Annotated in this window: 14 protein-coding genes; 9 read left to right on the forward strand and 5 right to left on the reverse strand. The window is 72.8% G+C overall.

The window, feature by feature from the left end; translation table 11 throughout:
- Positions 1-20 precede the first annotated feature (20 nt).
- The 4 genes from efeO to ABZZ79_RS13520 are packed head-to-tail and all read left to right on the forward strand — an operon-like array spanning position 21 to position 4,349.
- The gene (efeO, locus tag ABZZ79_RS13505) at positions 21-1,181 is read left to right on the forward strand and encodes an iron uptake system protein EfeO (protein WP_356689078.1); all 1,161 of its coding nucleotides are present in this window, start codon (positions 21-23) and stop codon (positions 1,179-1,181) included.
- 17 nt (positions 1,182-1,198) lie between these two features.
- On the forward strand, positions 1,199-2,509 hold the full coding sequence (efeB, locus tag ABZZ79_RS13510) for an iron uptake transporter deferrochelatase/peroxidase subunit (RefSeq protein WP_356689079.1): 1,311 nt from the start codon (positions 1,199-1,201) through the stop codon (positions 2,507-2,509).
- 3 nt (positions 2,510-2,512) lie between these two features.
- Positions 2,513-3,385 (forward strand): iron uptake transporter permease EfeU, encoded by an 873-nt coding sequence (gene efeU, locus ABZZ79_RS13515; RefSeq protein WP_356689080.1) that lies wholly within the window; start codon positions 2,513-2,515, stop codon positions 3,383-3,385.
- Positions 3,345-4,349 carry a hypothetical protein gene (locus tag ABZZ79_RS13520; RefSeq protein ID WP_356689081.1) on the forward strand — a complete coding sequence of 335 codons (1,005 nt, stop codon included), beginning with the start codon at positions 3,345-3,347 and terminating at the stop codon, positions 4,347-4,349. The genes efeU and ABZZ79_RS13520 overlap by 41 nt, the downstream gene beginning before the upstream one ends.
- A 268-nt stretch (positions 4,350-4,617) precedes the next feature.
- Here ABZZ79_RS13520 and ABZZ79_RS13525 read toward each other — a convergent pair whose 3' ends face one another.
- The 3 genes from ABZZ79_RS13525 to ABZZ79_RS13535 all read right to left on the reverse strand — a co-directional run bounded on the left by ABZZ79_RS13525 (position 4,618) and on the right by ABZZ79_RS13535 (position 7,470).
- Positions 4,618-5,346 carry a bifunctional DNA primase/polymerase gene (locus tag ABZZ79_RS13525; protein WP_356689082.1) on the reverse strand — a complete coding sequence of 243 codons (729 nt, stop codon included), beginning with the start codon at positions 5,344-5,346 and terminating at the stop codon, positions 4,618-4,620.
- 228 nt (positions 5,347-5,574) lie between these two features.
- Positions 5,575-6,213, reverse strand: coding sequence for a TetR/AcrR family transcriptional regulator (locus ABZZ79_RS13530; RefSeq protein ID WP_356689083.1), 639 nt, complete (start codon positions 6,211-6,213; stop codon positions 5,575-5,577).
- 261 nt (positions 6,214-6,474) lie between these two features.
- Positions 6,475-7,470, reverse strand: a complete 996-nt coding sequence (locus tag ABZZ79_RS13535) for a Gfo/Idh/MocA family oxidoreductase (protein ID WP_356689084.1) — start codon at positions 7,468-7,470, stop codon at positions 6,475-6,477.
- 108 nt (positions 7,471-7,578) lie between these two features.
- On the opposite strand from ABZZ79_RS13535, the gene ABZZ79_RS13540 reads away from it, so the two are divergent.
- From ABZZ79_RS13540 to ABZZ79_RS13555, 4 genes are all read left to right on the forward strand, one after another.
- Positions 7,579-8,883 (forward strand): multidrug effflux MFS transporter, encoded by a 1,305-nt coding sequence (locus tag ABZZ79_RS13540; RefSeq protein ID WP_356689085.1) that lies wholly within the window; start codon positions 7,579-7,581, stop codon positions 8,881-8,883.
- Positions 8,829-10,010 (forward strand): serine hydrolase domain-containing protein, encoded by a 1,182-nt coding sequence (locus ABZZ79_RS13545; RefSeq protein WP_356689086.1) that lies wholly within the window; start codon positions 8,829-8,831, stop codon positions 10,008-10,010. Before ABZZ79_RS13540 ends, ABZZ79_RS13545 begins: the two co-directional genes overlap by 55 nt.
- A 409-nt stretch (positions 10,011-10,419) precedes the next feature.
- On the forward strand, positions 10,420-11,421 hold the full coding sequence (locus tag ABZZ79_RS13550; RefSeq protein WP_356689087.1) for a small ribosomal subunit Rsm22 family protein: 1,002 nt from the start codon (positions 10,420-10,422) through the stop codon (positions 11,419-11,421).
- 174 nt (positions 11,422-11,595) lie between these two features.
- Positions 11,596-12,381 (forward strand): SDR family oxidoreductase, encoded by a 786-nt coding sequence (locus tag ABZZ79_RS13555; protein WP_356689088.1) that lies wholly within the window; start codon positions 11,596-11,598, stop codon positions 12,379-12,381.
- Positions 12,382-12,670: 289 nt separating this feature from the next.
- Here ABZZ79_RS13555 and ABZZ79_RS13560 read toward each other — a convergent pair whose 3' ends face one another.
- Positions 12,671-12,997: a nuclear transport factor 2 family protein gene (locus ABZZ79_RS13560; protein WP_356689089.1), complete on the reverse strand. Its 327-nt coding sequence runs from the start codon at positions 12,995-12,997 to the stop codon at positions 12,671-12,673.
- 169 nt (positions 12,998-13,166) lie between these two features.
- Between ABZZ79_RS13560 and ABZZ79_RS13565 the strand changes: the two genes are divergently transcribed.
- Positions 13,167-13,733: a DoxX family membrane protein gene (locus tag ABZZ79_RS13565; RefSeq protein ID WP_356689090.1), complete on the forward strand. Its 567-nt coding sequence runs from the start codon at positions 13,167-13,169 to the stop codon at positions 13,731-13,733.
- A gap of 7 nt (positions 13,734-13,740) precedes the next feature.
- Here ABZZ79_RS13565 and ABZZ79_RS13570 read toward each other — a convergent pair whose 3' ends face one another.
- Complete coding sequence (locus tag ABZZ79_RS13570; protein ID WP_356689091.1) at positions 13,741-14,073, reverse strand: MazG-like family protein; 333 nt, start codon at positions 14,071-14,073, stop codon at positions 13,741-13,743.
- Between the last annotated feature and the right edge of the window lie 216 nt (positions 14,074-14,289).

The following is a 14,289-nucleotide window of genomic DNA, read 5'->3' on the forward strand; positions in this document are numbered from 1 at the left end:
GCCGCTTGTCTGGAGTCCGTATGCGTGCCGCCCGCCTCACCGTCGTGACCGCCGCCGCCACCGCGGCAGCTCTGACCGCCGTTACGGGGTGCACGGAGAAGAGCAAGGGCGGCGAGAGCTCGGACCACGTCATCAACGTGACCGCCACCGACGACAAGTGCGAGGTGTCGAAGAAGGAGGTGCCCGCCGGGCACCTCGAACTCGCCATCGAGAACAAGGGCTCGAAGGTCACCGAGGTCTACGTCCTCTTCCCGGACGACCGTGTGGTGACCGAGCGCGAGAACATCGGCCCCGGCACCAAGCAGCGGGTCACCGCCGAGGTGAAGGCCGGCGACTACCAGATCGCCTGCAAGCCCGGCATGAAGGGCGACGGCATCCGCCAGTCCATCAAGGCCACCGGCGGGAACGCCGCCGCCGAGCGCGACCCGCGCCTGGACAAGGCCGTGGCCGAGTACCGCGCCTACGTCCAGGCCCAGGCCGACGAGACGCTGCCGCTCGCCGAGAAGTTCGCCCAGGCCGTCAAGGACGGCGACCTGAAGGCCGCCCAGGCCGCCTACGCCGCCTCCCGCATCGGCTGGGAGCGCACCGAGCCGGTCGCCGAGTCCTTCGGTGACATCGACCCCAAGGTCGACGTGCGCGAGGACGGCCTGGAGGACGGCCAGGACCCGGCCACCGACTGGACCGGCTGGCACCGCCTGGAGAAGGCCCTGTGGCAGGACAAGAAGATCGGCGACCGTGAGAAGGAGCTCGCCGACCTGCTCGTCAAGGACCTGAAGGACTGGCAGAACCGGGTCGGCAAGGCCGAGATCACCCCGACCTCCATGGCCAACGGCGCCAAGGAACTGCTCGACGAGGTCGCCACCGGCAAGGTCACCGGCGAGGAGGAGCGCTACTCGCACACCGACCTGGTCGACTTCAAGGCCAACGTCGAGGGCGCCGAGAAGTCCTACGCGCTCCTCAAGGCGGTCGCCCAGGAGAACGACGCGAAGCTCACCGCCGAACTGGACAAGCAGTTCGCCGCGCTGAACACCCTGCTCGACAAGTACCGCGCGAAGAAGGACTCGTACGAGTTCACCTCGTACGACAAGGTCGGCAAGGCCGACCGCAAGGAGCTGTCGGACGCCGTGAACGCGCTCGCCGAGCCGCTCTCCCAGCTCGCCGCCGCCGTCGTCGTCAAGTGAGCAAGGGACAAACGGACATGACCGACAAGGACACCTCTGCGACCGCCACGGCCGGCACGGACGACCCGGCGACCGGCGACGACGGCACCCGCGCCACGCCCTCCCGGCGTTCGCTGCTCGGCTGGGGCGGCGCGGGCCTCGCGCTCGGCGCGGCCGCGGCCGGCGGCGCGGTCGCCATGGCCCGCGGCGGTGACGCCGGCGACGACGCGCAGCCGGCCGCCGAGGCGGGCGCCGCGATCGCCTTCCACGGCGCCCACCAGGCCGGTATCTCCACCCCGGTGCAGGACCGTCTGCACTTCGCGGCCTTCGACGTCACCACCGAGGACCGCGCGGAGTTCGTCCAGCTGCTCAAGGACTGGACCGAGGCCGCCCGCCGGATGACCGCCGGACAGCCCGTGGGCGAGGGCGGCTTCGGCGGCCTGCCCGAGGCGCCGCCGGACGACACCGGCGAGGCCCTCGGCCTCAAGCCCTCCCGGCTGACCCTCACGATCGGCTTCGGCCCGTCGCTGTTCGAGAAGTTCGGCCTCACCGGCCTGCGCCCCGAGGCCCTGGTCGACCTGCCGAAGTTCGCGGGCGACAACCTCGACAAGAACCGCAGCGGCGGCGACCTGTGCATCCAGGCCTGCGCGGACGACCCCCAGGTCGCCGTGCACGCGGTGCGCAACCTCGCCCGCATCGGCTTCGGCAAGGTCGTCGTCAAGTGGTCCCAGCTCGGCTTCGGCAAGACCTCCTCCACCACGCCCGAGGCGCAGACCCCGCGCAACCTCATGGGCTTCAAGGACGGCACCCGCAACATCGCGGGCACCGAGACCGACCGCCTGGAGAAGCTGGTCTGGGTCGGCCCCAAGGACGGCAGCGACTGGATGACCGGCGGGTCCTACCTCGTCGCCCGGCGCATCCGGATGCACATCGAGACCTGGGACCGCACCTCGCTCCAGGAGCAGGAGGACATCTTCGGCCGCGACAAGGGCGAGGGCGCCCCGGTCGGCAAGGCCAAGGAGCGCGACGAGCCGTTCCTGAAGGCCATGAAGCCCGACGCGCACGTACGGCTCGCCCACCCCGACGCCAACAGCGGGGCGACCCTCCTGCGCCGCGGCTACTCCTTCACCGACGGCACCGACGGCCTCGGCCGCCTGGACGCGGGCCTGTTCTTCCTCGCCTACCAGCGGGACGTCCGCAAGGGCTTCATCCCGGTCCAGCGCAACCTCGCCACGGACGCCCTCAACGAGTACATCCAGCACGTGGGTTCGGCGGTCTTCGCCGTCCCGCCCGGCGTCCGCGACAAGGACGACTGGTGGGGACGCACGCTGTTCGCCAAGGAGGCGTGAGCGGTGTTCTCCAACTACCTGATCGGCCTGCGGGAGGGCCTGGAGGCCAGCCTCGTCGTCTGCATCCTGATCGCCTACCTGGTCAAGACCGGCCGGCGCGACGCCCTCAGGCCCATCTGGGCCGGCATCGGCGTCGCGGTCGCGCTCGCCCTCGGCTTCGGCTGCGCCCTCGAATTCGGCTCCCAGGAGCTGACGTTCGAGGCGCAGGAGATGCTCGGCGGCTCGCTGTCGATCGTCGCGGTCGGCCTGGTGACCTGGATGGTCTTCTGGATGCGGCGCACCGCCCGGCACCTCAAGGCGGAGCTGCACGGCAAGCTCGACTCCGCCCTCCAGATGGGCACGGCCGCGCTGGTCGCCACCGCCTTCCTCGCCGTCGGCCGGGAGGGCCTGGAGACCGCCCTGTTCGTGTGGACGTCGGTGCGCGCGGCCGGTGACGGCTCCCCGCGCCCGCTGGTCGGCGCCGGACTGGGCCTGGCCACCGCGGTGTTGCTGGGCTGGCTGTTCTACCGGGGCGCCCTGCGCATCAACCTGGCGAAGTTCTTCACCTGGACCGGCGGCATGCTCGTCGTCGTCGCGGCGGGCGTGCTGGCGTACGGCGTGCACGACCTCCAGGAGGCAGACTTCCTACCGGGTCTGACCAGCAAGGCCTTCGACATCAGCGGCACGATCCCGCCGGACAGCTGGTACGGCACGCTGCTCAAGGGCGTGTTCAACTTCCAGCCCGAACCGACCGTTCTCCAGGTCACGGTGTGGCTGCTGTACCTGATCCCGACGCTCGCGCTGTTCCTCGCCCCGGTAGGGTTCGCCTCCGGGAAGGGGAAGGTGAAGGAGCCCGATGACCAGGGATCGCAGCCGTCTGAGACTTCGCAGGCGTGACCGCAGGGGCCTGACAGCGGCGGCCGTGCTGGCCGTTCTGTCGTTCACGGCGAACGGATGTGTGGTGGTGCACGGGGAGCGCGAAGTCCTCCCCGCGGCCACCGCCGCCGAGGCCGCCAAGGCCCTTCAGGAGTTCACCACCGCGTACAACGCCGCCGACAAGACCTACGACAGCTCCCTGGACGCCGGGCATGTCACCGGCGCGCTCGCCGACATCGACGGGGCCCGGCTGAAGGCGGGCCGCGCCAACCACCCCGACGGGAACCCGGCGCACACCCCGCTGGAGCTGACGGACGCGAAGTTCACGGTCGTGGAGAAGCCCGGCTGGCCGCGCTGGTTCCTCGCCGACGCCAGGGGCAACAAGGGCGGCGACGCCCGCTGGCTGCTGGTGTTCACACGTGACCGCCGGGACGCGCCCTGGGAGGTCGCGTATCTGACGCTCGTCGCGCCCGGTGACGTGCCGCGGTTCAAGAAGGACGAGGACGGCCATGTCGAGGCCGTCCCGGCCGACTCACCCGAACTGGCCGTCGCCCCCGCGGACTTGAGCCAGGGGTATGCGACCTACCTGAAGGAGGGCGGCACCGCCTTCGCCGAGGGCACGCACACCTCCGACTGGCGCGACCTGCGCGAGCGGAACGCCAGGCGGCCCGGTCTCGTCCGGCAGTACATCGACGAGCCGCTGTCCCGGGGCGACTACGCCCCGCTCGCGCTGCGCACGGCCGACGGCGGCGCCCTGGTCTTCTTCAGTACGCACCACTACGAGAAGCAGACGGCCGCGGCGGGGGCGGAGGTGCCCGTTCCCAACGACGACGTGCTGGCTCTGACCACCGGGGAGATCAAGCAGTCGCTGACGATGGAGTTCGTCTCCAACGAGGTGGTGCTGAACCCGAGGAAGGGCGCGGGCCGCCCCCAGGTGAAGATGCTCGGTCGGATCCAGGGACTCACGGCAGCAAAGGGCGAGTGACACCAACATTCCAGGGGCACAGAGAACCCCGCGACAGCTTTTACGGGCGCGGGGAACTGCGCGACAGCCTTAAGGGGCGCGGGGAACTGCGCGACCAGCCACACGCGACCCGCAGAAAAGCCGTACACGAGCCACCGGCTACCTCAAGGGGCGCGGGGAACTGCGCGACAGCCTTAAGGGGCGCGGGGAACTGCGCGACCAGCCACGACGGTGCCCTCGCGAACGCACGCGAGCACCACGTCGCGGACGTAACTCCCGCCGACAGACCCTAGTGCCGCAGCGGCCACACCGCTGCCGTATGGCCGCCCACGTGCCGCGCGCAGGCATCCGTGAGGTGCTCCAGCAGGGTCAGGGGTTCGGGCAGGGCGTGCTCCGGGCCGCGTACCCAGTGCACGGCCTTGCCACCGTCGCCGGGGAGCTGCGCGGGCGGCACGAGGACGTAGGAGCCGCGGCAGTGCCAGCGCAGCCCGGGGTGCTCGTCCATCGTCTCGGGGTGGCAGTCCAGCTCGCACGGCCACCACTCGTCCTCGTCCTCGGGGGTGCCCCGGGTGAGGGTGAAGAAGTACATGCGCCCGTCGTCGCTCGCGGCGACCGGGCCGACCTCGACACCGGCGGCGAGCAGCCGCTCCAGGGCCTCGCGGCCGGCTTCGAGCGGGACGTCGAGGACGTCGTGGGTCATGCCGGTGGCGGTGATGAAGTTGGCCTCGGGCTGGTGCCGGGCCCAGCGCTCGACCTGGGCGCGGTCGGTGGTGGACTGCGTCTGCCAGGCGAACGACACCGGGTGCCGCGCGGGGGTGGGACAGCCGACGCGGTCGCAGGAACAGCCGTAGCCGGGAGCGGGGTGGGCGGCGGGCGCGAGCGGCAGTCCCGCCTCGGCGGTGGCGAGCAGCAGGGCCTCACGGCCGTCGTCGGCGGCGGCCTGTGCCGGGCCGCTTCGGCGCAGCCACTGGGAGATTTTGCCCCGCAGGCCGGTCCGGCCGGCGAACTCCGCGCTCATCTGTCCCCTCGCCTCGCTGTGGTGCGGACAGCATGCCTCATGGTCCCACCATCCTGCGCTCCGGGGGGCCGGAGCCGACAACCGGGAAGGGTGGGGCGAGACATACCCCACACCGGGATCAGCGACGATGGCATGCTTTGCCGGGATTTCCGGGACTTGTTCCCGGACCTCGCGACGCCCGGGGCGGCACCGCGTGCCAGATGTCGCGGGCCGGGGTGATCCGGGTTCCTAGGCGTCGCGCGGGGCGAGGCCGTGGAGGGCGTAGTCGACGAGGGTGTCGGTGTACTCGTGGGAGATCGGCGCGGTGCGCTGGAGCCAGCGCTGGGCGAGCGGGGAGACGAACAGCTCCAGGGCGATGCGCGGGTCGACCCCGGGGCGGACGTGCCCGGCGTCCTGGGCGGCGCGCAGCCGGTCGACGTAGAGCTGGAGCTGGGGCTCCAGGAGCTTGGTGACGAACTCCCGGCCGAGCTGTTCGTTGACCACGCCCTCGGCGGCCAGGGCGCGGCTGGGGGCCTCGAAGCGGGGGTCGAGGAGTTCGTCGACGGTGGCCCGCAGGACGAGCTTGAGGTCGGCGGCGAGGTCTCCGGTGTCCGGGAGGGCGTAGGTCCGCGGGGCGCCCTGCCCGGCCTCGCGCGCCGCCAGGGCCGCCTGCTCGCCCAGGTCCAGGAAGGCCTCCAGCAGGACGTCGGCCTTCGAGGACCACCAGCGGTAGATCGTCTGCTTGCCGACCCCGGCGCGGGCGGCGATGCCCTCGACGGTGGTCTTGGGGTAGCCGACCTCACCGACGAGGGCGAGGGCGGCGTCGTAGATCGCGCGGCGGGACTTCTCGCTGCGGCGACTGGCGTCGGGGGCGGGCTTGTCGACCATGCCGTCGACGATATCAGGAGGCGAGACGGAGCGTCTCGCCTCGACCGGGCGGCGACGTCGACCCGGGCGGCGAGTCGACCCGAGCCACCGCTTCGACCCGGGCCACCACTTCGACCCGGGCCACCACCTCGACCCAGCCATCCGAGCCGGCGTCCGGCGCCCCCGTACGGGTTCAGCCCTCCACCCCGGCTCAGGGGCCTCCACCCAGCTCAGCCCACCCCCGGGCTCAGCTCGCCGCCCCGGCTCAGCCCACCCCCGGGCTCAGCCTTCCGCCGGGTAGCGCACGCCGATGCGCTCGCGGATCGCGTCGAGCGTGCGCATGACGGCGAGGCTGCCGTCCAGCGGGACGAGCGGCGACTCGGTCTTGCCGGCGCTCAGGGCGCGCATCACCTCGCGCGCCTCATGCTTGAGGGTGGTGCGCGGCCCGTGCGCGGGATCGGCGGCGAACTCCTCGGGCTCGCTGCCGTCGCGATGCAGGACGAAGCGGTCCGGATGGAAGAAGCCGTCGGGGATGTCGATGCGGCCGCGGGAGCCGGTGACCGAGGCCCGGACGGGTGTACCGCCGACGATGGAGCAGTGCACCGAAGCGAGAGCGCCGCTCTCCCAGGAGAGCAGTGCACCCGTCTGGAGATCGACGCCCTCCTTCGAGAGCACCGCTCTCGCCACGACGTCCGAGGGCTCGCCGAGCAGGAGCTGCGCGAACGACACCGGGTACACGCCCAGGTCCAGCAGCGCGCCCCCGCCCTGGAGCGGGTCACGCAGCCGGTGGTCCGGCGGGAAGGGGCCCGAGAGCCCGAAGTCCGCCTGGATCGTGCGCACCTCGCCGATCGCGCCGTCCTCGACCAGCGCCTTCAGCCTCAGCACCAGCGGGTTGCAGTACGTCCACATGGCCTCCATGAGGAAGCGCCCGTGCTCCCGGGCGAGCCCGACCAGTTCCTCGGCCTCGCGCGCGTTCAGTGTGAACGCCTTCTCGCACAGCACGTTCCGCCCGGACTCCAGGCACAGTCCCGCGGCCGCCCGGTGCGAGGCGTGCGGGGTGGCGACGTACACGACGTCGATGTCCTCGTCCAGGGCCAGCGACGCCCAGTCGCCGTACGCCCTGGGTATTCCGAAGCGTTCGGCGAACGCCTTCGCCGAGGCCTCGGTGCGCGAGGCCACCGCCACCACCTCCGCGTCCGGCAGATCCACCAGATCCGCCGTGAAGGTCGCCGCGATGCCGCCGGTCGCCAGAATCCCCCACCGCACACTGTCAGCCATTCCCGCCCCATCCTCGGTCGGCCACAATCAATCAATCAGCACTGTGTTCGAGCTGAGAGCATAAGCCGGTGGAGCACGGCTGGAAGAGGGATTGAGAGCGAGGAGCGCATGGGCGAAGGCGGAGCCTCGACGCCTGAACTGTCACGGGCGGCCGCACCGACGCAGCGGCCGCCCGCCCCTGCGGCGCGCCGGACCGGCCTGCTCGTCACCTTCGTCCTCGGCGGCCTGACGGCGACTCCGCCGCTGGCGATGGACATGTACCTCCCCGCGCTGCCGGAGGTCACCCGCGGTCTGCACGCGTCCGCCGCGACCGTGCAGCTCACGCTCACCGCGTGTCTGGCCGGCATGGCGCTCGGCCAGCTCGTGGTCGGTCCGATGAGCGACCGCTGGGGCCGCCGCCGCCCGCTGCTGGCCGGACTCGCCGTCTATGTCGTCGCCACCGCGCTGTGCGCCGTGGCGCCCACCGTCGGGACGTTGGTCGCCTTCCGGCTCGCGCAGGGGCTCGCGGGCGCCGCCGGGATCGTCGTCGCGCGGGCCGTGGTCCGCGACCTGTACGACGGCATGGCGATGGCCCGGTTCTTCTCCACGCTGATGCTGATCTCGGGCGCGGCCCCCGTCGTCGCGCCCCTGATCGGCGGTCAGGTCCTGCGGGTGACGGACTGGCGGGGCGTGTTCGTGATCCTGACGGTGATCGGGGTGCTGCTGCTGGGACTGGTGTGGACCCGGCTGCCCGAGACCCTGGCCCCCGGGGAACGGCACCGCGGCGGCATCGGGGAGACCCTGCGCTCGATCCGGTCCCTGCTGGCCGACGGGGCGTTCACCCGGTACATGCTCGTCGGGTCCTTCGCCTTCGCCGCGCTGTTCGCCTACATCTCGGCCTCGCCCTTCGTCGTCCAGGAGATCCACGGCGCCTCGGCGCAGACCTTCAGCCTGCTGTTCGGCCTGAACTCGGTCGGGCTGGTGGCGGCCGGGCAGTTCAACGGGAAGGTTCTGGTCGGGCGGGTCCGGCTGGAACGGGTGCTCGCCGCGGGACTGGCGGTGGTGGCCCTCGCCGCGGCCGCGCTGCTGCTGATGTCGCTGGGCGTGTTCGGCGAGACGGGGCTCGTGCCGGTCGCCGCCGCGCTGTTCGTGCTGGTGACGTCGATGGGCGTGATCCTGCCCAACGCCCAGTCGCTGGCACTGCTGCGCACCCGGCACTCGGCCGGGTCGGCGTCCGCGCTGATCGGCACGTCCTCGTTCCTGGTCGGCGCCGTCGCCTCCCCGCTGGTCGGCATCGCCGGGGAGGACACCGCCGTGCCGATGGCCGTGGTCCAGCTGGCGGCGGCCGTGGCGGCGGTGGGCTGCCTGGCGGGGCGACGGTGGCGCGAGGGCGCGGCCGAGAGCGGGAACTACGGGTCCGGGGAGGAGAACTGAGCACGCCGAGACTTCGCGAGGGCACGCCGCAGCGGGCGGGCCTCGACCCCGGGGAGATCGACGCCCTGGTCAGCCAGGTGCGCGGGCTGACCGCCGGGGAGCGGCCCTGGGCCGCGGGCGTCGTCGTGGTCGCCGGGCGCGGCCCGGTGCTCGCGGTGGCCGAGGCGGCGGGGTGGGCCGTGCGGTACGCGGCCTGGGACCCGGTGACCGGCGCCGGGGTCGAGCTGCCCGTCGAGCGACGGGTCGCCATGACCGTGGACACACCCTTCGACCTGGCCTCGCTGACCAAGCTGTTCACCTCGGTGGCGGCGGTGCAGCAGATCGAACGGGGCACGCTGGGCATCGACGCGCTGGTGGGGGCGTATCTGCCGGAGTTCCGCGCGGCGGCCGAGCACGGCATCACCGTGCGGCAGCTGCTCACGCACACCTCGGGGCTGCGGCCGGAGCTGCCGCTGTACGACTGCGCCGACGCCACCGAGCGGCTCGCGATGCTGCGGGCCGAGGCGCCGGTGGGCGTGCCGGGCGAGTACGTCTACTCCGACCTGAACATGCTGTTGCTCCAGCACGTCCTGGAACGCATCACCGGGCGCGGGCTGGACGTGCTGATCCACGACGGCATCACCCGGCCGCTGGGCATGACGGCCACCCGGTTCGGGCCGTGCCCGGGGGCCGCGGCCACCGAGGACCAGCGGCGGCCGTGGGCGAAGGCGGACCGCGGGATGCTGCGCGGCGAGGTGCACGACGAGAACGCGTGGGCGCTGGGCGGGGTCGCCGGGCACGCGGGGCTGTTCTCCACGGGCCGTGATCTGGCGGTGTTCTGCCGGGCCCTGCTGGCGGGAGGCTCGCACGGGCCCGCCCGGATCCTCGGCCCCGACTTCGTGGAGCTGCTGCTGACTCCGCCGGGGCTGGGGTTCGCGCTGGACCAGCCGTGGTTCATGGGTGAGCTGGCCGGCCGGGGCGCGGCCAGCCACACCGGTTTCACGGGGACGTCCCTGGTGCTGGACCCCGCGACGGACACGTTCCTGGTCCTGCTGGCCAACACCGTGCATCCGTGCCGACGGCCTCCGGACAGCCGCCCGAGGGCGGCGGCGGCGACCCGGTTGGCACGGGCGGCCGCGAAGGCCTGAGACGGAGGGGACGGCGGGGGCCGGGACGGAGGGCACGGCGGGGACCGGGGCACAGCAGTCGGCGGGGACCGCACGGAGGGGACGGCGGGGGCCGGGACGGAGGGCACGGCGGGGGCCGGGGCGCAGGGGCGGCAGGGACCTCAGGGAGGGGGCGGCGGGGCGGGGCGCAGGGGCGGGCGGCACGGACCGCACGGCAGGGACGGCGGGAGCCGCGGCGGAGGGGCGGCGGGGGCCGCGGGGCACAGCGGTCGGCAGGGACCGCACGGAGGGGACGGCGGGACGGGTCACAGGGGGACGACGGGAGCCGCGCGGGACGACGGGAGCCGCCGCGAAGGGACCGAGGAAGCCGCCGCGAAGGGACCGAGGAAGCCGCGGCGAAAGGGCCGGCGGGAGCTGAGAGAATCGCGGGGTGAACGCCCCCGTAAGCCCCGCCGAAACCCTGCGTGCCGCTCTCGCCGGGCTGCTCGACGGTCTCCCGCCGCGGCAGGCCGCGCAGGCGGTCGAGCGGTTGATCGCCAACTACCGGGGGGCCACCCCCACCGACGCCCCGATCCTGCGGGACCGGGCGGACGTGGCGGCGTACGCCGCGTACCGGATGCCGGCCACCTTCGAGGCGGTGTCGGCGGCGCTGGAGGCGTTCGCGCGGGCCGTGCCCGGCTGGGTGCCGGGCAGCCAGATCGACGTCGGCGGCGGGACGGGCGCCGCGACCTGGGCGGTGAGCGCGACCTGGGACGGACCGCGCGAGGTAACCGTGCTGGACTGGGCCGAGCCCGCGCTCGCGCTGGGCCGGGAGATCGCGGCGGCCAACCCGGCGCTGGGCGGCGTACGGTGGCGGCGCTCTCGGATCGGAGCGGCGCTCACCATCGAGAGCACCGATCTCGTCACCGTCTCCTACGTCCTCAACGAACTCGCCGAGGCCGACCGCACGGCCCTCGTGGACGCCGCCGCGGGCGCCGCGCAGGCCGTCGTGATCGTCGAGCCCGGCACTCCGGACGGCTACGCCCGGATCATCGAGGCCCGGGACCGGCTGATCGCCGCGGGCTTCCGCGTCGCCGCGCCCTGTCCGCACAGCGCGGCCTGCCCGATCGTGCCGGGCGAGGACTGGTGCCACTTCGCGGCGCGGGTCAGCCGCTCCTCCCTGCACCGGCAGGTCAAGGGCGGCTCGCTGCCGTACGAGGACGAGAAGTTCGCCTATGTGGCGGCGACGCGCCTGCCCGCCGCGGACTCTCCCGTCTCCCCCGCGCCCGCCCGGGTCGTACGACGGCCGCAGATCCGCAAGGGGCAGGTGCTCCTCGACCTGTGCGAGGCCGACGAGCATCTGCGCCGCACGACGGTCACCAAGCGCCACGGCGACCTCTACAAGGCGGCCCGCGACGCCGAGTGGGGCGACGCCTGGCCCCCGGCGGACTGAGCCCCCGGGACACGGGAGATCAGGCCGCGCGGGCCGGGATCAGACCGGCCTGGGACCCGGCTCCCCGGCCTCGGTCACGTACGACGCGTCGACCGACCCATTAACATGTACATAACACCCAAACACCGGACGAACAAGTCCCGCATTCCGGACCGTCGCGTACGCTGCGGGGCCATGAACGCTGTGGAGACGGACGAGGCGCACACCTCGGGGACGCGTGGGATCGCGGTGGTGACGGGCGCGGGTTCCGGCATCGGCCGCGCGGTCGCCGTGGAACTGCTGAACGCCGGCTGGTCGGTGGCGCTCGCGGGCCGCCGCGCCGAGACACTGGAGGAGACGGCGGCGCTGGCCCCCGAGGGCACCTCGATCCCCGTACGGACGGACGTCTCACGGCCCGAGGACGTGGCGGCGCTGTTCGCCGCGACCGTCGGCCGTTTCGGCCGCGTGGACCTGCTGTTCAACAACGCGGGCACGTTCGGACCGGGCGGCGTGCCCGTGGAGGAGTTGCCCTACGAGGCGTGGCGGCACGTGGTGGACACCAACCTCAACGGGGCGTTCCTGTGCGCGCAGGCGGCGTACCGGCAGATGAAGGAGCAGGACCCGCGGGGCGGCCGGATCATCAACAACGGGTCGATCGCGGCGCACACCCCGCGCCCGCACTCGGTCGCCTACACGGCCACCAAGCACGCGTTGACCGGGCTCACCAAGTCGCTTTCCCTGGACGGGCGGCCGTACGGCATCGCGGTCGGGCAGATCGACATCGGCAACGCGGCGACGGACATGACGGTCCGCATGCAGACGGGGGCGCTCCAGGCCGACGGGCGCGTGGCGCCCGAGCCGGTGATGGATGTGGCCGATGTGGCGCGCACGGTACGGCATATGGCGGAGCTGCCGCTGGCGGCGAACGTGCAGTTCACGACGGTGCTGGCCACCGCGATGCCGTACATCGGCCGCGGCTGAGAACCGCACCTCGGCCGGCCGCGGCCACGGGTCGGCGCCCACGACGCTTGCCTGCTCGGCGAATTGCCCAACCGGATTTTGAAACTCCGCCCTATTGCGGCCGGTAGGAGGCTTATGCTCAACTCTCCTACACAACAGCTTCACACTTGAGGCTCTGTGATTCCGGCCAACCCGAGGGGGGAGGCGGCAGCCGTTCCACGGCGCCGGATGGGGGTGGACCCCGTCCGGGACGACGGGGTACGCACCGGCACGTGGAACGGCTGCCGCATGACCAGGTGATCCCTGCGGATCACGCCTGGCCGGTCTCGAAACGGGAGATCCTGCCGTCCTCGGACACCTCGAAGTGCCAGCGGGTGCGCATCTCGCCCCAGGTGTCGTTGCGGTAGCCGGCGAGCAGGTCGCGGCCGTTGTTCATCTCCCGGTCCACGTCCATGTGGCCGTGCGAGGAGAAGATCTCCCGGTCGATCCAGTCGGTGAGGTCCCGGTCGGAACCGTCGTCGGACATGGTCGCGCCGGGCGCCAGCAGATCCATGAACATCTGCCGGTCGTGCGCGTTGACGGCGGTGACGAAGGCGCGGACGGCCGGGTCGCGGAGCTTGGCGGTCTGAATCGTCATGCGGTCAGCCTCACACCGGCCCCACGGCCCCGCCACCGGAGTACGCGGCCGCCCCCGCGCCCGGCCCGTCCGCCACCCGAACGGCCGTACGGACACAGCCGCCTCAGGGTCCCGGTGGGACGGTGGAGGGACGACACGCACTACGGGGGACGTCTCTTCGGGAGCCATCGTGACCTGTTACGAACGACGTGATCTGGGCCTGCTGCTGCTCCGGCTGGCCGCCGGCGGGGTGCTCGCCGCGCACGGCGCGCAGAAGCTGTTCGGCTGGTTCGGCGGCCACGGCATCGAGGGCACGGGCCAGTTCATGGAGTCCGTGGGCTACCGGCCGGGCCGGGCCAGCGCGACCGCGGCCGGGCTCGCCGAGGCGGGCGGCGGCACGCTGCTGATGCTGGGCCTGGCCACCCCGGCCGCGGGCGCGGCGGCGGCCGGCGCGATGACGGGCGCCGCGGCGGTGCACGCCCCGAACGGCTTCTTCAACCAGTCCGGCGGCTACGAGTACGCGGCCACCCTGGGCCTGGCCGCCACCGGCCTCGCGATCACGGGCCCCGGCCGCCTCTCCCTCGACCACGCCCTCGGCCATGTCGTCGACCGCGGCTGGATGGTCCCCACGGCTCTCGCGGTGACGGCCGCGGCGACCGCGGTGGTGGTGGGCACCCGCAACAAGCAGCTCCGCAAGGACGAACAGGCCGAGCAGCAGGCCCTGTTCGACGAGCAGGAGGCGCTGCTCGGGGAGTAGCGGGTCCTCACCCCAGGGAGCGCTTCGTCACCCGTGCCAGATGCCGGGTGAAGGTCTCCCTGGCGTCGGGGGTCAGCGAACGCAGGGCGATCATCGCGGTGATGACCACGTCGCACAGCTCCGCCTGGACGTCGTCCCAGGTGTGGGTGACGCCCTTGCGCGGGTTCTGCCCGGTAACCCCGATCACCGCCTGCGCGACCTCGCCGACCTCTTCCTGGATCTTCAGCAGCCGCAGCAGCAGGCCTTCCCGGCCGCCGTAGTCGGGGTTCTGGTCGAGCCATTCCCACAGGGCGTCCACGCCGTCCCAGAGGTCGCCGACCGGTGTCTGTTCGTGTGTCATGCCGGGCAGCGTGTCACGGCACGGGGACCGGCCGCCGGGAGTCTGCACGCCCGCGCTGCCGCGCCCCGAGGGGGACGGGACGGCGGCTCGAAGGGCATGCGAGCGGCAGACGAGTCGGGCTGTACGCCGGGGAGAGTCACGGCATCGCCAGCACCTGCGCAAGCAGGTACGTAGGACGCCTCCGTGGCTACCTTGATGGCTACGCAAAATCGGAAA

The organism is Streptomyces sp. NPDC006458, from assembly GCF_040612135.1.
Classification (GTDB): domain Bacteria; phylum Actinomycetota; class Actinomycetes; order Streptomycetales; family Streptomycetaceae; genus Streptomyces.